Origin of the sequence: Microvirga solisilvae (assembly GCF_022808595.1) — a bacterium.
Taxonomy (GTDB): domain Bacteria; phylum Pseudomonadota; class Alphaproteobacteria; order Rhizobiales; family Beijerinckiaceae; genus Microvirga; species Microvirga solisilvae.
Genome location: NZ_JAKUCN010000001.1, coordinates 477,737 through 497,864, shown reverse-complemented (window position 1 = coordinate 497,864; position 20,128 = coordinate 477,737). Strand labels below are relative to the sequence as shown.

Below are 20,128 nucleotides of genomic sequence, written 5' to 3'. Positions count from 1 at the left end.
CCGAGTGTTTAAGCGTAGAAGTGTTTAAGCGTAGATCGGGAAGCGACGGGTCAGCTCGTGAACGCGGGTCTTCACCGACTCCTCGACCGAGGCGTTGGCTTCTTCACCGTTCTTCGCCAGTCCGTCGAGGGTTTCGACGATCAGCTCGCCGACCTTCTTGAACTCGGCCACACCGAAACCGCGCGAGGTGGCGGCGGGAGTGCCGAGACGGACACCGGAGGTGACCATCGGCTTCTCGGGATCGAAGGGCACGCCGTTCTTGTTGCAGGTGATGTGAGCACGACCAAGTGCAGCCTCGGCGGCCTTGCCGGTGAGCTTCTTCGGACGCAGGTCCACCAGCATCAGGTGATTGTCCGTGCCGCCGGCGACGATGGCATAGCCGTTCGCAAGCATCGTATCGGCCAGCACCTTGGCGTTCTCGACCACGGAACGGGCATAGAGCTTGAACTCGGGGCGCAGGGCCTCGCCGAAGGCCACGGCCTTGGCGGCGATCACGTGCATGAGCGGACCGCCCTGCAGGCCGGGGAAGATCGCGGAATTGACCTTCTTGGCGATGTCCTCGTCATTGGTGAGGATCATACCGCCGCGCGGGCCGCGCAGGGTCTTGTGCGTGGTCGTGGTGACCACATGAGCATGGGGGAACGGCGACGGATGCGCACCACCCGCCACGAGGCCGGCGAAGTGAGCGATATCGACCATGAAGAAGGCGCCGACCTCATCCGCGATCTCGCGGAAGCGGGCGAAGTCCCAGAAGCGGGAATAGGCCGAGCCGCCGGCCACGATCACCTTCGGCTTGTGGGTGCGGGCGAGTTCCGCCACCTCGTCCATGTCGATGATCTGGTCGCTCTCGCGAACCTTGTAGCTCACTACGTTGAACCACTTGCCGGACATGTTGACCGGGGAGCCATGGGTCAGGTGGCCGCCGCAGGCGAGATCGAGGCCCATGAAGGTATCGCCCGGCTTCATGAGGGCCATGAACACGGCCTGGTTAGCCTGGGAACCGGAATTGGGCTGGACGTTCGCGAACTTGCAGTCGAACAGGCGCTTGGCGCGGTCGATGGCAAGCTCCTCGGCGATATCCACGAACTGGCAGCCGCCATAATAGCGGCGGCCCGGATAGCCTTCCGCGTACTTGTTAGTCATCACCGAGCCCTGGGCTTCCAGGACAGCGCGGGAAACGATGTTCTCGGAGGCGATCAGCTCGATCTCGTCGCGCTGGCGGCCGAGCTCGAGCCCGATGGCGCGGGCGATCTCGGGATCGCTGTCGGCGAGATTGGCCGAGAAAAAGCTGTTGGAGAGGTGGTTTCTTGCTTCGCTCGCGCTCATGGTCGTTCTCGCCTTGCTGTGAGCCCCACCTGACTGGCGCTCAGTTCCGGATGGCCATGGCCTTTATCATGGGCCGATGGAACCCGCCAACCCGCTCAAGTGACTTGTAGGCCGGGCTTTTGAAATGCAACAGCCCGCCGGATGGGCGGGCTGTCATGGTTCTGGCCTGAGGCCTTAATTCTGGAGGAACATTTCCTCGTCCGGCTCGGTCGGGGTGCGGCTGGCGACCGGGATGGAGGCGCCGAGACCGTCCTTGTTATAGATGTCATCGCGGAACTGTACGAGGCCATCAGGAGTAGCCCAGGCCGTCACGTAGATCCAATGGATCGCAACCGGCTGAGCAATACGGGCGTCGATGCGCTCACCGGACTTGAAGGTGGCGTCGATCTGCTCGCGGCTCCAGCCGGGCGTATCCTTCAGCAGCCACTCGATGTAGTCGCGCACGTTCTGGATGCGGATGCAGCCCGAGGAGACGAAGCGGAAATCGTCGCCGAAAATGCCCTTGGAGGGCGTATCGTGCATGTAAACGCCGTGCTGGTTCGGAATGTTGATGCGGACAAACCCCATCGAGTTGAGGTCGCCGCCCGGATCCTGGCGGAAGCGGTAACGGGTCGCCTCGTCCGAGAACCAGTTGATCTGGCTGGAAGGCACTTCCTGACCGGCCGAGTTGAAGATGCGGATGCGGTTCTCGGTCAGGTAGTTCGGCTCCTTTTGCATCTTGGGGATGAGATCCTTCTTCACCACGGAGGCGGGAGCCGTCCAGAACGGGTTGAAGTTGACCTCGACCACCTTCGAATTCAGGAGTGGAGACTGACGGTCGATTTTGCCGACGCCAGCGGCGTGGCGGGTATGGACCATGCCGCCTTCCACCGTCTCCACGAGAGCGGCCGGAATGTTGGCGACCGCATAGCGGTTAGGCAGCCCACCGGAAACGAGGCTGCGCAAGCGGCCCACATTGATCTCAAGCTGGCGGATGCGGATATCGACCGGCACGTTCATGGCCGCAACCGTCGGAGCGGTTACCGTACCGGTAGAGCTGATACCGTGACGGGCCTGGAAGCGGCGGACGGCCGCCTCGACGTAGGAATCATAAATCGGCGACTCGCCGGCGTTCTGGTCGAGATCGCCCGTGATGATCAGGCGCTGACGCAGAGCCATGACGGCCGGGCTCTTGGAGCCGACGCGCAAGCCCTGAACGCCCTGAACCGGCTGCCATCCGCCGCGAGCGGCGATATTGCGGTAATACTCGATCATCTGCTCCGTGGCGGCCAGGGAGTCGGCCGAGAGCATAGGGGTCGAGGTCCGCTGCACGCGGGTGCGGGACACAGCCTCGTAATTCTGCGACCACTCGGCCTGGCCCTGAGCCATCGCCATTGAGGCGGGAGTCAGGATAAGGGCAAGGGATCCAGTCAGGAGTGTACGACGAGACAGCATGAGCGCAGGCTCTTCTTCAGGTTAGTTGTGGGTCGGCTTCGGAAATTGCCGGGATTGGATTAACGAATGGTATCGAAAACACGGAACATCAGGGCCGTTTTGTGGCAAAATGTTCCTGAATTGCACCTTCAGCCTCCAAAACCGGCCTGATCCACTACGTACCGCCGAAGTGTTGTCCTGATGATACACGTCTGCGTGAACAGCTTGGCCGTGAGTGCATGGCTGAGTTGCATGCTCACCCATTTCCTCCGTTTCGACCCATAAGACCTTATTCCCAAAAAGCTTTCTCTACTCTTCCTGGGCTGCTAGCCAGGAGACCGCGATGTAGACGGCAATCAAGGTCAGGAAGAAAACGATCGTGACCCAGCTGCTCGCAACGATAGCCGGGAAGAAGGCCGCCAGAATCAGGTGACTCATCACAGCCAGCAACCACATGATTCCACCCCACGTGCTCGCCATCCAGAGACCGACGGCGGCGATGAGGTCGATCAGGGCGAAGTAAATGATGGTGGCCTGATAGCCGGTGGACCGTGCCTCGAACTGGCCGATGGGCGTCCATATGCCGAGGATCACGGCCCAGGAACTGAGGCCCTTCATGATCCAGAGGATCGCCAGAACCCGCATGAACCAGGTGAGGATGAAGCTCCAGCGCATCGAGCTCGGCGCGGGTGGGCGCTCCTCGATCCGGTCGGAGAGGTAGTCCCGCGCCGCATCGTGCGGAGCGCCATGATTGCTATTGCGCGCCATCAGGCGATCTCCAGTTCCTGCGGCCCAAGGCTCGCGAAGTGATGCTCGACATTCTCCCGCTTCACACCTTCGAGGGTGGCGGGCTCCCAGCGGGGTTGGTTGTCCTTGTCGATGAGGACTGCTCGGACCCCTTCGAAGAAGTCCTTGCCGTCGCCGATGCGCGAGACGATGCGGAACTCGGTCTTCATGGCTTCCTCGAAGTCGAGGGATGCGCCGCGGCGCACCTGCTCGAAGGCGATGCTCATGCTCGTGGGCGATTTCGTACGCATGCCTGCCGCTGTCTTGGCCGCGAATTCCGAGCCCTTGCTTGCAGCCTCATCGAGGCGCTGGAGCACGGCGGCAACGCTGTCGGCGGAGAAGCAGGTATCGATGATGGAGCGGTGCTCTGCAAGAGGCGCAGGTCCCGGATCGACCGCAGCCCGCGCCAGAACCGCCTCGACGGGTTTGCCCTCGATAAGCTCCTGTCGCAGAGCCTCGATCCCCTCGCTCGCCACGGAATGGGTCGCCAAGCCCAGCATGATCGCATCGGCCCGCTTCACCCGCTCGCCCGTCAGGGCGAGATACATGCCGGTCTCTCCCGGCAGGCGCGGCAGGGCATAGGTTGCACCCACGTCAGGGAAGAAGCCGATGCCGACCTCGGGCATGGCGAAGAGATAGCGCTCACCCGCGACCCGGTGGGAGCCATGCAGGGACACGCCGACACCTCCGCCCATGACGATGCCGTCGATGAAGGAGATATACGGCTTCGGATAGCGTTTGATCCGGATATTGAGCTGATATTCCTCGCGCCAGAATTCCAATGCCTCGTCGCGCTCCCCCGCCTGCAGGCAATCCGTCAGGCGCCGAATGTCGCCGCCGGCGCAGAAGGCCTTTTCGCCCGCGCCCTGCACGATGACGCACGTGACCTCAGGGTCATCCGCCCAGGCATCGAGCGCCTTGCGCATCTCGCGGACCATGGTGAGAGTCAGGGCGTTGAGCGCACGCGGACGGTTGAGGGTGATGACACCAGCCTGGCCTTGCTTTTCGCAGATGACTTCCGCGCTCTCGTCCATGATGTGTCTTCCCCTTGTCTGAGCCCATTCCGGATTAAACAGGGCGCAAGGTTACCGTCAATGCATGGCTGCCTTGAGCCGGTTTTCCTCCGGATTGTCCCGGATGCGACGCCGAACCCTTTTTTAGAGCGTTTTAAATGTGCTACCCCTCTCACGCACTCGTCGGCGCAGCGAAGCCGACCGGATGAGGATCATGTCGAAATTATCGCCGTTTCCCCGCCCCTCTGCCCAGGAAGCCGTTTCTTCCCTGAACTTGAGCCATCGCCCGCGACGCAATCGCAAGGCCGAGTGGTCGCGGCGGCTGGTGTGCGAGAACGTGCTGACAGCGAACGACCTGATCTGGCCCGTCTTCGTGGTCGAGGGCGCCAGCGGCCGCCAGCCGGTGGGCTCCATGCCGGGCGTCGAGCGCTTGACCATCCCCGAGGTGGTGAAGGAAGCCGAACGTGCAGCGAGCCTCGATATCCCGGCCATTGCACTTTTCCCTTATACGGACCCTGCCCTGCGCGACCCGACAGGCTCCGAGGCCCTCAACCCGCGTAACCTGGTCAACCGCGCAGTGCGCGAGATCAAGCGCGCGGTGCCGCAGATCGGCATCATCACCGACATCGCTCTCGATCCCTATACCAGCCACGGCCATGACGGCGTGATGGACGGCGACCGGATTCTCAACGACGAGACAGTGGCGCTCCTCGCCAAGCAGGCCGTGCTCCAGGCCGAGGCCGGTTCCGATATCATCGCGCCTTCCGACATGATGGATGGGCGCGTCGGCGCGATCCGTGAGGCACTCGATGCGGCAGGCTTCCTCGATGTACAGATTATGGCTTACGCGGCGAAATACGCTTCCGCCTTCTACGGCCCGTTCCGCGACGCCATCGGCACCAATGCCACGCTCGTCGGCGACAAGCGCACCTACCAGATGGACCCGGCCAATACGGACGAGGCTCTGCGCGAGGTGGCGCTCGATCTCGAGGAAGGCGCGGACATGATCATGGTCAAGCCCGGCATGCCCTATCTCGACATCGTGCAGCGCGTGAAGGAAGCCTTCGCGGTGCCGACCTTCGCCTATCAGGTGTCGGGTGAATACGCGATGATCCAGGCCGCTGCGCAGAACGGCTGGATCGACGGCGAGCGTGCCATGATGGAAAGCCTGCTTGCCTTCAAGCGCGCGGGCGCCGACGGTATCCTCACCTATTTCGCACCGCGTGTGGCGGAAAAGCTGAAAGCGCAGGCCTGATCCTCTTCTAAAAGGCCGCACATGAGCGAGGCAGGCATCTTCAGGGCATGGCGAGTGATCGCCTGCCTTGCGGGATTCTGCCTGCTCGCAGCATGCTCCTGGACCATCGATGCGGATCAGGCGCGTGTGTGCCGCTCCACCCTGCCTGCTCTCAATCCGGGCGCCGTGATTAGCGTTCAGCGGATTCAAAAAGGACCGTCGGCGCAGAGCCTGCACGTCCATTACACGGCACAATACCCAGATCGTCCGCCCCTCGACCGCGATGCGATCTGCACTTTTGCGGCGGCGGGCCTTGCCCTCAACAAGGCGGATCTGATCGGCCTTGCCACGGAAGAAGGACCAATCTCGGGTGCGAGCCTCTACCTGCTCAAGCAATATTATCTGCAAACTCCTGAAGGAATCGCAGCCGATCCCGGCAGCCCGGCGGCTGCCGACGTGATCGAACTTCCCTCCACCCTCGCCTATGGGCTGCAACAGTTCCTGGTGAGCCTGCCGCGCATGGCGATCTATGCGCTGCTCTCGGTTGCCTTCTCTCTCGTCTTCGGCCTGAGCGGACGCATCAACCTCGCATTCGGAGAGCTTGCCGCTGTTGGAGCAGCGGCAACGGTCGTGGGAACTTCGCTGGTGCTCGTCTCGGGCATCAATGTGCCATTGCTCGGCATCCTCGCCGGTCTTGCCGGAGCATTATTCGCGGGTGCGATGCACAGCGCCGTCGGTGGATACTTCACCATCGCCCGCATCACCACGGCGAGTTCGCAACCGAGCCTCATAGCCACTGTCGGCCTGTCTCTGGCGCTGATGGAATACTTACGCCTCGTGCAGAGCCCCGTCACAGTCTGGCTGCCGCCGATCTGGTCGGAGGCACTGCCCTTCGCGCGCTCGAAAGATTTTCTGGTCAGCCTCACGCCGATCAGCCTCGTCACCACCGGCTTGGGACTAGCGGCGGCCCTCGGACTTCTATGGCTGATGAAAGCCACCGGCTTTGGACGCTCCTGGCGAGCCTATGCGGACGATGCCAAGGCGGCTGCCTTGATGGGCGTCGACGGTCCTCGCCTTCTGACGAAGACGCTGGCGCTCGCCGGCGCCATGGCGGGCCTCTCGGGCATGCTGATCGTCGTGCAATATGGAGGGCTGGGTTTCGCGGGCGGCTTCCAATACGGGCTCAAGGCCCTGATCGGAGCGATCATCGGCGGCATCGGCTCTGTGCCGGGAGCCCTGTTAGGTGGTTTCATTATAGGATTGTTCGAAACCGTCTGGTCGGCTTATCTACCCATCGAAGCGCGGGACGTGGCACTCTATGCCGCGCTCGCCATATTCCTGATCTACCGGCCCGGCGGCCTGCTGGGCTTTCAAGAACCAACACCAAGACCCGTTTAAGGGCTATAATAAAGAATACCGGAGGAAATCTTGGCCGATTACGCGATCACCCTGCAGGACGTGGAGCGCGCCGCCAGCACCATTCAGGGGCAGGTTCTGCGCACGCCGCTCGTGCCCGCACCGCGCCTGTCCCAGATGACCGGCGCCACCGTCTGCGTGAAGCACGAGAACATGCAGCCCACCGGCTCCTTCAAGGAGCGCGGCGCGGTCAACAAGCTGGAAAGCCTCACACCCGAAGAGCGCAAGCGCGGCGTCATCGCCATGTCGGCAGGCAACCATGCCCAGGCGGTCGCCTATCATGCCCGCCGCCTCGGCATTCCGGCGACCATCGTGATGCCGGAAAGCGCGCCTCTGGTGAAGGCCGAGAACACCCGCGCCTATGGCGCGCGCGTGATCCTCTACGGCGAAACCCTCTATGAATCCGCCCACCGGGTCCGCGAGATCATCGAGGCTGAAGGCCTCGTCCTCGTCCACCCTTATGACGATCCGAAGGTCATGGCGGGCCAGGGCACCATCGCCATGGAGATGCTGGCCGATGCGCCGGACCTCGACCAGATCATCGTGCCCATCGGCGGCGGCGGCCTGATCTCCGGCATCACCATCGCCGCGAAGGCGATCAAGCCCTCCATCGAGATCATCGGCGTGGAAGCGGCTCTCTACCCGTCTTTCCTCAATGCCATTCGCGGCGAGAACCAGCCCATCGGCGGCCAAACCCTGGCCGAAGGCATCGCGGTGAAGACTGTGGGCCAGTTGCCCCTGCCCATCGTGCGCGATCTCGTCTCCGACATCATTTCCGTCGAAGAGCCGCTCATCGAGCGCGCCGTCAACGCCTATGCCACCCTTCAGCGGACCATGGCGGAAGGCGCAGGCGCGGCGGGTCTTGCCGCCATGCTGGCCCAGCCCGAGCGCTTCGAGGGCAAGCGCGTCGGCCTTGTGCTTTGCGGCGGCAATATCGACGCGCGCATCCTCGCCTCCGTGATGGTGCGCGAATTGGAGCGCGACGACCGCATCGCCTCCTTCCGCATCACCTCCAACGACCGCCCAGGCCTGCTCGGCCGCGTGGCGAGCCTGCTCGGGCAGCTCGGGGCCAATATCCTGGAGGTTTCCCACGGACGTCTTTACCTCGACGTACCGGCCAAGGGCGTTTCCATCGACATCACTATCGAAACTCGCGACAGAGCACATACATTGGAGGTGTTCGAGTCCCTGAAGGCGGAGGGCCTCGATCCGCGGCGGCTCGATTCCCGCTGCCTGTCCGAGACCGCCTATTGAGGAATGAAGACAATGGTCAATCGGCCCTACCCGCCGACCATCGAGTACAACACCTATCAGGTCGATGCCCGCCTGACGGAGGGTGTCATCGCCCGCCGGTTCTGGGCCTATCTGATCGACCTGGCCGTGATCGCGCTTTGGGTCATCCTGATCTCCATCGGCATCTTCTTCCTCGGAATCATCACGCTCGGCCTCGGCTGGGGCCTGTTCTTCGCCCTGCCGCTCACGGCACTGATCTTCATCGTCTACAACGCAGTCACCATCGGCGGGCAGAACCAGGCGACGGTGGGCATGCGCACCATGGGCCTTCGCGTCATCGATCCGTCGACGGGTCGGGGCACCTCCATGCTGGCCGCCGCGGTGCACGCGCTGTTCTTCTATGTCGCGATCTCGACCTTCCTGCTCTGGGCCTGCGACGTGCTCGTCGGCTTCCTGCGCAATGACGGGCGCTTCATCCGCGACCTGCTCACGGGAATGATGATCGTCCGGGCCTCATAACAAGGCTGCGACATCGCCGCTCTTTTACTGGACGGGAGCGGCACCAATGTTATCCTTGGGCGTTGATTTAGCGCCCAAGGTTTCTCCACAAGGCTTCCCGGCTTGACGAGTCACTCCCGCGACGCACCGCAATTCTATCTCACCTCGCCTTCCGCGTGCCCCTATCTGCCGGGCAAGGAAGAGCGGAAGGTCTTCACGCATATTGTCGGCCGGCGCGGACGTGAGCTGAACGAGATCCTCACCCAAGGTGGCTTCCGCCGCTCGCAGACCATCGCCTACAGACCTGCCTGCGACACATGCCGCGCCTGTATCTCCGTTCGCGTTCTCGCAGGCGAGTTCGAGGCGTCGGGAAACCTGAAACGTGTTTTGAAGACCAATGCCGACCTGATCGGCAACGAATTGCCCAACCGCCCATCCTCTGAACAATACGCATTGTTCCGCCGCTACGTGGATGCGCGCCATGCGGATGGCGGCATGGCCGATATGTCCGTGCTCGACTATTCCATGATGGTCGAGGACAGCCACGTGGACACGCTGCTGATCGAGTATCGCCGCCGGGGCATCGACAGCGGCATCACCGGACGGGGCGAAGGCGACCTCATCGCCGTCTGTCTGACAGATGTGATGAGCGACGGCCTGTCGATGGTCTATTCCTTCTACGATCCCGAGTATCAGGACAGGAGCCTCGGCACCTTCATGATCCTCGATCATATCCGCCGGGCAAAGGCGATGGGCCTGCCTTATCTCTATCTCGGCTACTGGGTCGAGGGCTCGAAGAAGATGGGCTACAAGGCGCGCTTCACACCTCAGGAGCGCCTCGGCAGCCATGGCTGGGTGCGGGTGGGCTAAAAGTTCTATCCCAAAATTTTCCTGGCTAGGGCGAAGGCTCCAACCCCAGCCGGTACGACCAGCAATGCGAGTGCCGGAGCAGCGCGCTCGCTCTCGAACAGCCACTTAGCAGCAATAATCGCGGCCAGTGTCGCCAGACAGAGCACGCACATTCCACCGACAAAGCCCCAGGCCTGCCATTGTCCCTGAGCGCTCGGCGCATCGAAGGCCATGACCGACAGGACAGCTCCTATCAAAGTGACGACCCATCCGCCGGCGGCGAGCGCGAGCATGAGGTTGAACACCATCTGCACAGATATCAGCCTCTAGCTCATCAGCGAATAAGGATGCGCCCAGCCTGGCACAGCGCGAATGCGGTCGAGCCATGCGCTCACATGCTTCCATGCGCCATAATCGAGGCCTGTCTGTTCGGGCCAGAACAGATAGCTGCAGCAGGCGATGTCCGCGATGGAAATTGTCGAGCCGAGCAGGAACTCGTCCTTGCCTCGAAACTCCTCGTCGAGCCGATCGAGATCTGTCCGCGCGCGGGCTTCGAGCCACGCGATCACATCGGGCGGCGTATCCTTCGTGAAGCGCCGCGCGAAGCGGAGATTGGAGATGGAGAAGGTGATCCGGTTCGCTTCCCAGAACATCCATTCCATCGTGTGGTCAGGATCGCACTCGCCGCGCAATTGGCCAGTGGTTCGTGCGAGGTGCATGAGGATCGCGTTCGACTGAACGAGCGCTTCGCCATTCGTGACGAGGACCGGCACCTCGCCGAACCGGCTGACTTCCCGAAAATCGGGAGGCCGGTTGTTGCGCTCGATCATGAGATCGATGGGACGTACTCGTGCTCCAGGCCGAGAAGCGTGAGAGCCAGTCTGACCTTGTAGGAATGGCCCGACTCCCTGTTCCCGTAGAGCACGAGACTTGACATCATTTATTCTCCGAATTTATTCGATTTCGGGAATCCCTTCGGCGGCAGGCGGCCGGCTTCCGTGCGGTCACCCATCCAGTCGCGCAGGTCTTCCTTCGCCACCGTCCAGGTGCGGCCTGCCGTGTCCTTCCAAGTCAGGCCTTCCTTCAGCGTGAAGACCTTGGCGTCGGAGACGCCGCCGTCCTTGTAGCGCTGGAGGCGCACGCCCTTGCCGCGGGTCATTTCCGGCACCTGCTTCACGGGGAAGATCAGAAGCTTGCGGTTCTCGCCGATGATCGCGACGTGATCACCCGCCGCATCGGTGCTGACGACCATGGTGGCCGGCGCATCGAGGTTGAGGATCTGCTTGCCCTTGCGGGTATTCGCGACGATCTCGTCGGTCGGCACGATGAAGCCGCGTCCGTCCGCCGAAACCACAAGGAGCTTCGTCCCAGCCTTGAACGGGAAGGCCGCGATGAAGTCCGCGCCCTCCTCTAGATCGACCATGAGTCGGATCGGATCACCGAATCCGCGACCGCCGGGGAGCTTCGACGCATCGAGCGTGAAGAAGCGTCCGTTCGTCGCCGCCACGATGATCTTGGACGTGGTCTCGGCGAAGAAGGCCGTCTTGAGCTTGTCGTCACCACGGAACTGCAGGGAGGAAAGATCCTCCTGATGCCCCTTCATGGCGCGGACCCAGCCCTTCTCGGAGACGATGACCGTGATCGGCTCGCGCTCGATCATGGCCTCCGCGAAGTCGATATCGGAGGTGTCGGGCGCCTGATCGAAGGTGGTGCGACGCTTGCCGATTGCCGTGTCTGGACCGAAGGTCTTGCGGACCTCCTTGATCTCGGCAGCGACCGTCTTCCATTGGATCTTCTCGGAATCGAGCAGCTCTTCGATCTTCGCCTTCTCATCCTGCAGATTCTTCTGCTCGCGCTTCAGCTCCATCTCTTCGAGCTTGCGAAGCGAACGCAGGCGCGTGTCGAGAATGGCGTTGGCCTGAACCTCGGTGAGCTTGAAGACGCGCATCAGCTCCTGCTTCGGCTCGTCCTCTTCGCGGATGATTTTGATCACCCGGTCGAGATCGAGATAGACGATGAGCAGGCCGCCCAAGATCTCCAAACGCTTGTCGATGGCCGACAGGCGGAACTTGGAGCGGCGGATCAGCACTTCCCGGCGATGGTCGAGCCATTCGCGCAGGCACTCGGCAAGGCTCAGCACCTTCGGCACCTTGCCGCCAGCGAGCACATTCACGTTCATGGGAATGCGGCTTTCAAGCTCGGTCAGCTTGAAGAGGGATTCCATGAGGATGATCGGATCGACCGTCTTCGCGCGCGGCTCCAGAACCACGCGGATGTCCTCCGCCGACTCATCGCGCACATCCGCAAGCAGCGGCAGCTTCTTGTCCTGCAGAAGTTCCGCGATCTTCTCGATCAAGCGGGACTTCGGCACGGAATACGGAATTTCGGTAACGACGATCTGCCAGTTGCCGCGTCCCAGATCTTCCTTGTTCCAGCGCGCGCGCACGCGGAACGAACCGCGACCTGTGCTGTAGGTCTCGGCCATGGAAGCAGGCGTATCGACAATGATGCCGCCGGTCGGAAGATCGGGTCCCTGTACGAACTGCATCAGCTGCTCGGTCGAGGCGTTCGGCTTCGAGATCAGGTGCAGCGCCGCATCGCACAACTCGGCGGCGTTATGCGGCGGGATGGATGTCGCCATGCCGACCGCAATGCCCTGTGAGCCGTTGGCGAGCAGATTCGGGAATGCGGCGGGCAGAACCACCGGCTCCTCGTTCGCCTGATCGTAGGTCTCGCGAAAATCGACGGAGTCCTCGTCGATGCCTTCGAGCAGCAGGCGCGCGACTTCCGTCAGCTTCGCCTCGGTGTAACGCATCGCAGCGGCGCCATCGCCATCGATATTGCCGAAATTGCCCTGCCCGTCCGCCAGCGGATAGCGCTGCGCGAAATCCTGCGCCATGCGCACGAGTGCGTCATAAATCGATTGGTCGCCGTGCGGGTGATACTGACCCATCACGTCACCGACGATGCGGGCGCATTTCTTCGGAGCCGACTTCGGGTCGAGCTTCAACAGACGCATGGCATGCAGGATGCGGCGGTGGACGGGCTTCAACCCGTCTCGCGCATCCGGCAGCGCACGGTGCATGATCGTGGAGAGCGCATATGCGAGATAGCGCTCTTCCAAGGCGTCCTTGAGATTGATGTTCTCGATCTCGCCGCCAGACGGTGGATTGACCGGCTTACCCATTACCTGAATTCCTCAATACCGAATCGCTTCTTTATCACTTGAAATGAGAACATAACAGAAACAAACCTCATTCGTCCCCAGCTGTCGCCAGTGCGACGAAACGCGCCCGCTCCGCTGGAGCCTTCTGCCCCTGTGGATCGAAGACGTTCTGATGCAGGAAGAAGTCTGTGAGTGCAAATCCCGCCCTGATCTCGCTCTCGCTCGGGCGGTTAGCCCGGGTCTGGCCGATCAGGAAACCAGGGAGCTTCAGGAGCCTTTCCTTGTAGGGTTCCCCCGCCTCCGCACTTACCGCCCGCCCGCTCTTGGGCGAAACATAGATCAGGTCCCGTTCGGCGCCGGTGGCGGCGCAGGAAGTCAAATCGAGCCCGAAGCCAAGTTCCGCCAGCATGGCGAGTTCAAAGCGCACGAAGAGCGCGGGCGCGAGGTCCGGATCGTCCAGATGGTCCACCAGAACGGTCAAGGTTTCGTAGAGGGCGAAATGCGGGTCGCGCTCCGGAACGAAGCGAAGGAGGTTCGCCAAAGCAGCCAGGCCATAGAGCGCCATGGACGAGTCCATGAGCCGCGAGGCCCGCAGGTTCAGGCCCTCGACCTGGAAATTCCCGAGATGCTCGTCGAGCCGCGCGCGCCAAGTCGCCTGCACCGTATTGCCCGGCTGGAGCACTGCCTGCAATGTTTTGGAGCGCCCACCATGGACGAGGCCCGAATGGCGGCCGTGCTCGCGCGTCATCAGCTCAAGGATGACGCTCGTCTCGCCATGTTTGCGGACGCCGAGAACGACGCCTTCATCGGTCCATTGCATCGGGTGCGGTGCTCTTGATGGGCAGTAGCCCTGATGTAAGCATCGGGAGGGCTTTTTGCCATATTTTCCAAGAGCATCGGGCTAAAATGTTAAGATATCCCCCCAGCCCGAACATGCCTAAAAAATGGAACTAATAGAGCAGCTTGGCATTCACGAACATCTTTAGTTCCAGCATGTGAATGAGGATCATGAAGCTCACCAACCTGTTTCTCGCGAGTACCGCTCTGCCACTGATGATGCTGTCGGCCAACGCGTCTGCGCCCCAGCCACAGAATCCCGCTCCTATCACTCTCGCCCAGGCCCAGCCTGATGAGCCGGGACAGCTTCCGCCCAGAGTGCGTCCACGGCAGGGACAGGATGAAGGAGGCCCTCCCGGTCAGCAGCGCCGCCAGCAACGCCCCGGCGCGGACGACGAGGGCGGCAGGCCACGGCCGCAGCGTGGCGGCCAGGATGCCGCTCCTGAAGCACCGGCTCCGCGCGCAGCTCCCCGCGCCACCAGCCCGGATGAGGAGACGCGCCCAACTCAACGTCCCGGCCGTGAGCAGCGTCAACCGGCAGAACGTCGGGAGGAACGTCCTCAGCGCCCCGAACGTCCGACCCCACCTTCCGGCGCTGAACCGGCGACGCCCGCGCGCCCCAGCCAAGCTCCTGCCGAGCGAGCCCAGCCCCCACGTCCGGCGCAGGAGCAGCGCGATCAGCGCCCGACCGAACGGCCCCGCCCGCAGGCTCCCGATACTCCGGCCCGGCCCGCTACGCCGCCGGCAGTGCAGCCTAGGCCGGCCCCCGATGCACCTCGCCCCGCTGATGCACCGCGTCCTGCCCAGCAGCAGCGCACACCTACGCCTGTGCCCGACACACAGCCAAGCACGCCTGCGCCATCCGCGCCGCCGCCTGCAGCGGCTCCCGCTCCACGCCCGCAACCGGCACCGGCCCCTGCACCCACAGCTCCTGCTGTCCCCCGCACCCAGCCGTCGGCCCCTTCGGCCCCGGTTGCACCGCAAGCCGCGCCTACGCCGAGCAATACCGCTCCGCTCGATCCGGCGCGCGTGCGCATCGACGATCTGCGCAGCCAGCGTCGCGAACGCAGGGAGGGCAGCCGCGTCATCATCGAGGAGCCCGGCAATCGCACGATCATCCGCGAAGGCAACGACATCATCATCCGCCACGATGAGTCAGACCGCTTCCGCCGCATCTACGGTACGAACGACGTTCGCGTGGAGCGTCGTGGCGGCAACGAGGAGGTCACCATCGTCCGCCGTCCGGATGGATCGGAGATCATTTCGGTGCGGGACGAGTACGGCAACCTTATCCGCCGCGTCCGTCGCGAACCGGCAGGCCGTGAGGTCGTGCTGATCGAGAACCGCCGCAGCGGTATCGGCGTGCGCCCCGGCTACGGCTATGTGGAGGAAGAGGTTCTGCGCCTGCCTCCGCCGGTGGTGAGCATCCCGCGCGAGGAATACATCGTCGAGACGGAGCGTGCGTCCGAGGCAGATATCGTTGAGGCCTTCACCGCTCCGCCGGTGGAACGCGTCGCTCGCGCCTATACCCTCGACGAGATCCGCCGCAGCCAGCCGCTGCGTGAGCGCATGCGCCGCGTAGACCTGGACACGATCACTTTCGAATTCGGATCGTGGGAGCTTCCTCCGGATCAGGTCGACAAGCTTCGCGTGATTGCGGACGGTCTGCGCCAGGCAATCTCCCGCAACCCGAACGAGATCTTCCTGGTCGAAGGCCACACCGACGCCGTCGGCTCCGACGAGGACAACCTCACCCTCTCCGACCGCCGCGCGGAAACGGTTGCGACGATCCTGACGCAGCAATTCCAGATCCCTGCCGAGAACCTGACTACGCAGGGCTATGGCGAGCAGTATCTGAAGGTGAACTCGCAAGGGCCCGAGGCGGAAAACCGCCGCGTTACCATGCGCCGCATCACGCCGCTCCTGCAGGGACAGAACCAGCAGTAAAACCCTAGGAGTTGTAACAAAAATCGCCCGGCGATGAAACCATCATTGCCGGGCTTTCTTTATTCCGGCACCAGCTTCGCGCAGGCTTCAGCCCTCACAATGACGTCTGGGAATCAACAACCATCAAGACCTGGATCATGCTCGGCCTGCTGCGACGCCAAACGCCTCACGCCCAATCTGAAGATGCCATCCCGGTCATACCGGAACCGACCCCGTCACCATCCGCCCGCGACAGAAGCCTCGATGTAGACGTGGTGAACGCGCTCGAAGCCGATGTGCTGAAGGCTATCGGCGGAGTGACCCAAGCAATCGCCGTAGCCGCTGCCGATGTGGCCGCCGTCGAGAAGGATCTTGCTGAAATCCGCATCCATGCGGACGAACTCGCCTCCTCCGGCGGCAAGGCCTCGAGCGAGACGCTTTCACTTGCCTCCTCGACGGAAGAACTCGCAGCGACCGCCTCCGAGATCGGCCGTGCGATGGATCATGCCAGCGAGCAGATCGACAGCGCGGTGCAAGCCGCACAACGGGCCAGCGCCCTCATCACCCAGCTTTCCGCCGCTACCGCCGAGATCGTCGGCATCGTCGATACGATTTCCGCCGTGGCGCGCCAGACCAACCTGCTTGCGCTCAACGCCACCATCGAAGCTGCTCGCGCAGGCGATGCCGGTAAGGGCTTCGCGGTTGTCGCTTCGGAGGTGAAAAATCTCTCGACCGAAACGGCCAAGGCCGCCGCCAACATTCGCCAGCGTATCGACCATCTACGCGAGACTGCACAGGCCTCCACGAGCGCGGTCACCTCGGTCGTCGAAGTAGTCGAGAATGTGCGCCCCGTCTTCGACACTGTCCGCCAGAGTGTCAGCGAGCAGAACGCGGCCATCGAAGAGGTCTCCCGCCTCGCGAGCGTCACCTCGGGTAGCGTCGGCAGGGTGAGCGAGCGTGCGGGCGATGTGGACACGATTTCCCTCGATGCCAGCCAGCGTGCAAACCAAGCCGATCAGGCGACGAAGAAGGCCGATGGCCTTGCGAAGGCACTCGGACAGCGTTTCGTCACCGTCATCCGTCAGAGCGAGCTCGGCGACCGGCGGCAATCGGACCGTTTTCCCGTCGAGCGCTCCGCCACCATCCGCAATGGCACGGGCAGCGCGGTCTCACGCCTGATCGACATCAGCTCAGGCGGCGCCCTGCTCACCGCACCGGAAACGATGCATGTGACTTCTGGGCAGCGCATGGAGATCGCTACCCGGGAGATGGGGAACATCGCTGTCCGCATCGTCGCCACGAGCGCCATGGGTCTGCACTGCTCCTTCGATCATCTCAATACAGAAGCACGCTCGCGCATCAATGCCTTCGTCGCCGAGGTCGAGACGAGCTATAGGCCGCGTATTCTTCTTGCGCAGGACACGGCCCGTCAGGTCGAGACACTCATCGAGCAGGCTATTAAGGACGGGCGGCTGTCACGCGATGCCGTTTTCGATACGGATTACCGCCTGCTGTCGGGCACCAATCCAGCGCAGTATGGCACGGCATATCTGACCGTCTTCGAAACGATTCTGCCGCCGATCCTGGAGAAGGTGCTGGCCTCGGATTCCACGATGGCCTTCTGCCTCGCCATCGACCGCAATGGCTATATTCCCGTTCACAACCGCATCTATTCGCAGCCGCAGCGTCCGGACGATCCGGTGTGGAATGCGGCGAACGCGCGCAACAAGCGGATCTTCGACGACCGGGCCGGCATCACGGCCGCCCGTTCGACACGCCCCTTTATCGTGCAGGCCTATGCCCGCGATATGGGCGGCGGAAAGATCGTGATGATGCAGGAAGTGGATGCGCCGATCCGCATTCTCGGACGGCACTGGGGCGGCCTGCGAACGGCTTATCGCGCTTAAGCATCAGCCTTTCGGGAACTCCAGTCCCATCTCGCGGTAGCGTTCGGGATCGTCGCTCCAGTTCTCGCGCACTTTCACGAAGATGAAGAGGTGCACGGGTGCCTCGGCGATCTCGGAGATTTCCTTGCGCGCCGCTTGGCCGATGGCCTTGATGGTCTGTCCGCCTTTGCCGAGCACGATCTTGCGCTGACTGTCGCGCTCCACGAAGACCGTTTGCTCGATGCGCACGGAACCGTCCGGGCGCTGCTGCCACTGGTCTGTTTCGACGGTGGACTGATACGGCAGTTCCTCGTGCAGGCGCTCGTAGATCTTCTCGCGGGTGATCTCGGCAGCGAGCATGCGCAGGGGCGCGTCGGAAACCTGATCTTCGGGATAGAGCCAGGGACTTGCCGGCATCATGGCTGCAAGCTGGCTCAGCATGGTCTTGGTGCCGTCGCCTTTGAGCGCCGATACCATGAAGGTATACGCGAAGGACACCTTCTCGTTGAGCTTTGAGGCGAGTTCCAGGAGCTTCGAACGCTCGATCAGGTCGATCTTGTTGAGGATCAGCACCTTCGGCTGCTTCAGTTCGGGCAGCTTGTCGAGGATGGCCTCCGCCTCCTCGTCAACGCCCTTGCGCACGTCGAGCAGGAGCGCGATCACATCCGCATCCCCTGCTCCGCCCCAGGCCGATGTGACCATGGCGCGGTCGAGACGGCGCTTCGGCTTGAAGATGCCGGGCGTGTCCACGAAGATGATCTGCGTGTCGCCTTCCATGGCGATGCCGCGCACGAGGGCACGCGTCGTCTGCACCTTGCGTGAGACGATGGAGACCTTCGAGCCCACCAGCGCGTTGAGCAGGGTCGATTTGCCCGCGTTGGGCGCGCCGATCAGCGCGACGAAGCCCGCTTTGGTGTTGGTCGGCTCAGACTGTTCCATGCTCTTCCTCCCTCCAGATCCTCTCTCTGATGAGAAGACTGCGCGCAGCTGCCTGTTCCGCAACGCGCTTCGATGCGCCGAGGCCGAACTCGGTCTCCTTGCCCTTTACCTTGACCATCACGCGGAACTTCGGCGCATGGTCGGGCCCGGTCTGCTCGGCTATCGTATAGACCGGCGGCGGCAGGCCGCGCCCTTGCGCCCATTCCTGCAAGACGCTCTTGGGGTCGCGCAAGGGGCGGCGCGGCGCCTCGATCATCGCCTTGAACGCACGCTCCACGAGGTCCCTCGCGGCCTCATAGCCACTGTCGAGGAACACGGCGCCGATGATCGCCTCGCACACATCCGCCAGGATGGTCTGGTTACGCCGCTCGCCGGAATGCGCCTCGCCAGCGCCGAGTCTCAGGAAAGGTCCCACATCCCAGGCAATGGCGACCTCGGCGCAGCTCTCGCGGCGCACCAGCTCCGCGAGGCGACGGGAGAGTTCACCTTCGGGCGCCTTCGGAAACGTCGCGTAGAGGATCTCGGAGATGGCGAGGCCGAGCACACGGTCGCCAAGAAACTCGAGACGCTGATAGCTTTTTCCGCTCGACCTGGGAGCGCTCACATGGGTGAGCGCTTCGTCGAGAAGTTCGGGCTTCTGAAACTGGTATTCCAGCTTCTTCAACAACTCGTCATGATTAATCTTGCGTCGGGCCACGGCTTACTTGATCCGCTCGAACATGCGATCCCAGCGGATGCGCTGCGGCCATTCCCAGAAGCGCAGGAGGGATGCGCCCTCGTCGATGGAGAAGAAGATGATCTCAGCGCGGCCGACGAGATTCTCGGCGGGCACCTGACCGACTTCGTTCTCGAAACGGGAATCCTGCGAGTTGTCGCGGTTATCGCCCATCATGAAATAATGGCCCGGCTGCACGACGAACACGTCGGTGTTGTCGGCAAAGCCTCGGTCGCCCTTGCTTTCGATGATGTAATGCTGCGTCCCCTCGGGAAGGGTTTCCTTATACATGGGCACCTTAAGGGTCGCCCTGCCCCAATCGTCCTTGACATCGTACTGGCCGACGAGCTCGCGCTGGACCGGCTTGCCGTTGATGTTGAGGATGCCGTTGATCATCTGAATGCGGTCGCCGGGCAGGCCGATAACGCGCTTGATGTAATCCGTCGAGTTGTCCTTCGGCAGCTTGAACACCACCACGTCGCCGCGCTTCGGCTCGGAGCCGAAGATCCGGCCCGAGAACACGGGCGGACTGAAGGGGATCGAGTGCTTCGAATAGCCGTAGGCGTATTTCGATACGAAGAGGTAATCGCCGATCAGCAGGGTCGGGATGAGAGAGCCCGAAGGAATGTTGAAGGGCTGGAACAGGACGGTGCGGACAACCACCGCGATCAAAAGGGCCTGGACGATGACCTTGATGGTTTCCCAAAGGCCTTCTTCTTCCTTCTTCTTCACGGTGCTACCCATGGTTTGCTTGATGTTGTCGCTCACGTCGATCGACCTAATCCTTGAGGAACTGAAGCGACTTGGCGTCGCGTTGGTCGAGAGCGGTTTGCACTTCATTGCCCAAGTGCAAACCGCTCTCGATAATGTGGAGCCGCCAGACGCCGGATG

General features: G+C 62.6%; 19 protein-coding genes. 7 read left to right on the top strand and 12 right to left on the bottom strand.

Annotation, left to right across the window (positions count from 1 at the left end):
- Positions 1–24: 24 nt before the first annotated feature.
- From glyA to MJ639_RS02425, 4 genes are all read right to left on the bottom strand, one after another.
- The gene (glyA, locus tag MJ639_RS02440; protein ID WP_243368417.1) at positions 25–1,326 is read right to left on the bottom strand and encodes a serine hydroxymethyltransferase; all 1,302 of its coding nucleotides are present in this window, start codon (positions 1,324–1,326) and stop codon (positions 25–27) included.
- A gap of 174 nt (positions 1,327–1,500) precedes the next feature.
- Entirely contained in the window at positions 1,501–2,760 is a 1,260-nt protein-coding gene (locus MJ639_RS02435; RefSeq protein ID WP_423790740.1) for a L,D-transpeptidase family protein, read from the bottom strand.
- A gap of 288 nt (positions 2,761–3,048) precedes the next feature.
- The gene (locus tag MJ639_RS02430; RefSeq protein ID WP_243368415.1) at positions 3,049–3,507 is read right to left on the bottom strand and encodes a DUF6163 family protein; all 459 of its coding nucleotides are present in this window, start codon (positions 3,505–3,507) and stop codon (positions 3,049–3,051) included.
- The gene (locus tag MJ639_RS02425) at positions 3,507–4,559 is read right to left on the bottom strand and encodes an enoyl-CoA hydratase/isomerase family protein (RefSeq protein ID WP_243368413.1); all 1,053 of its coding nucleotides are present in this window, start codon (positions 4,557–4,559) and stop codon (positions 3,507–3,509) included. The genes MJ639_RS02430 and MJ639_RS02425 overlap by 1 nt, the downstream gene beginning before the upstream one ends.
- A 193-nt stretch (positions 4,560–4,752) precedes the next feature.
- Here MJ639_RS02425 and hemB point away from each other — a divergent pair, with 193 nt between their 5' ends.
- The 5 genes from hemB to MJ639_RS02400 all read left to right on the top strand — a co-directional run bounded on the left by hemB (position 4,753) and on the right by MJ639_RS02400 (position 9,789).
- The gene (gene hemB / locus MJ639_RS02420) at positions 4,753–5,793 is read left to right on the top strand and encodes a porphobilinogen synthase (RefSeq protein ID WP_243368411.1); all 1,041 of its coding nucleotides are present in this window, start codon (positions 4,753–4,755) and stop codon (positions 5,791–5,793) included.
- Positions 5,794–5,814: 21 nt separating this feature from the next.
- Positions 5,815–7,170, top strand: a complete 1,356-nt coding sequence (locus MJ639_RS02415) for a branched-chain amino acid ABC transporter permease (RefSeq protein WP_243368409.1) — start codon at positions 5,815–5,817, stop codon at positions 7,168–7,170.
- A 27-nt stretch (positions 7,171–7,197) separates the two neighbouring features.
- A complete protein-coding gene (locus MJ639_RS02410; protein ID WP_243369016.1) occupies positions 7,198–8,442 on the top strand; it encodes a threonine ammonia-lyase in 1,245 nt (414 codons plus the stop codon).
- Between the two features lie 12 nt (positions 8,443–8,454).
- Positions 8,455–8,940, top strand: a complete 486-nt coding sequence (locus MJ639_RS02405; protein ID WP_243368407.1) for an RDD family protein — start codon at positions 8,455–8,457, stop codon at positions 8,938–8,940.
- 102 nt (positions 8,941–9,042) lie between these two features.
- The gene (locus tag MJ639_RS02400; protein WP_243368405.1) at positions 9,043–9,789 is read left to right on the top strand and encodes an arginyltransferase; all 747 of its coding nucleotides are present in this window, start codon (positions 9,043–9,045) and stop codon (positions 9,787–9,789) included.
- A 5-nt stretch (positions 9,790–9,794) separates the two neighbouring features.
- Here the strand turns inward: MJ639_RS02400 and MJ639_RS02395 are convergent, their stop codons facing one another.
- From MJ639_RS02395 to recO, 5 genes are all read right to left on the bottom strand, one after another.
- Entirely contained in the window at positions 9,795–10,076 is a 282-nt protein-coding gene (locus MJ639_RS02395) for a hypothetical protein (RefSeq protein WP_243368403.1), read from the bottom strand.
- An 18-nt stretch (positions 10,077–10,094) separates the two neighbouring features.
- Entirely contained in the window at positions 10,095–10,598 is a 504-nt protein-coding gene (locus MJ639_RS02390; protein ID WP_243368401.1) for a glutathione S-transferase family protein, read from the bottom strand.
- A complete protein-coding gene (locus MJ639_RS17920) occupies positions 10,595–10,708 on the bottom strand; it encodes a thioredoxin domain-containing protein (protein WP_480212883.1) in 114 nt (37 codons plus the stop codon). The genes MJ639_RS02390 and MJ639_RS17920 overlap by 4 nt, the downstream gene beginning before the upstream one ends.
- Positions 10,709–12,955 (bottom strand): DNA topoisomerase IV subunit A, encoded by a 2,247-nt coding sequence (gene parC / locus MJ639_RS02385; protein WP_243368399.1) that lies wholly within the window; start codon positions 12,953–12,955, stop codon positions 10,709–10,711.
- Positions 12,956–13,022: 67 nt separating this feature from the next.
- Positions 13,023–13,754, bottom strand: coding sequence for a DNA repair protein RecO (recO, locus tag MJ639_RS02380; protein ID WP_243368397.1), 732 nt, complete (start codon positions 13,752–13,754; stop codon positions 13,023–13,025).
- 188 nt (positions 13,755–13,942) lie between these two features.
- Between recO and MJ639_RS17795 the strand changes: the two genes are divergently transcribed.
- Complete coding sequence (locus tag MJ639_RS17795; protein WP_279306471.1) at positions 13,943–15,718, top strand: OmpA family protein; 1,776 nt, start codon at positions 13,943–13,945, stop codon at positions 15,716–15,718.
- A gap of 137 nt (positions 15,719–15,855) precedes the next feature.
- The gene (locus tag MJ639_RS02365; protein ID WP_243368395.1) at positions 15,856–17,604 is read left to right on the top strand and encodes a methyl-accepting chemotaxis protein; all 1,749 of its coding nucleotides are present in this window, start codon (positions 15,856–15,858) and stop codon (positions 17,602–17,604) included.
- A 3-nt stretch (positions 17,605–17,607) separates the two neighbouring features.
- On the opposite strand, the gene era is transcribed toward MJ639_RS02365, so the two are convergent.
- The 3 genes from era to lepB are packed head-to-tail and all read right to left on the bottom strand — an operon-like array spanning position 17,608 to position 19,981.
- On the bottom strand, positions 17,608–18,522 hold the full coding sequence (era, locus tag MJ639_RS02360; RefSeq protein ID WP_243368393.1) for a GTPase Era: 915 nt from the start codon (positions 18,520–18,522) through the stop codon (positions 17,608–17,610).
- Positions 18,509–19,219, bottom strand: a complete 711-nt coding sequence (gene rnc / locus MJ639_RS02355; protein WP_423790739.1) for a ribonuclease III — start codon at positions 19,217–19,219, stop codon at positions 18,509–18,511. Before rnc ends, era begins: the two co-directional genes overlap by 14 nt.
- Positions 19,220–19,222: 3 nt before the next feature.
- The gene (lepB, locus tag MJ639_RS02350) at positions 19,223–19,981 is read right to left on the bottom strand and encodes a signal peptidase I (protein WP_243369013.1); all 759 of its coding nucleotides are present in this window, start codon (positions 19,979–19,981) and stop codon (positions 19,223–19,225) included.
- Positions 19,982–20,128: the final 147 nt, after the last annotated feature.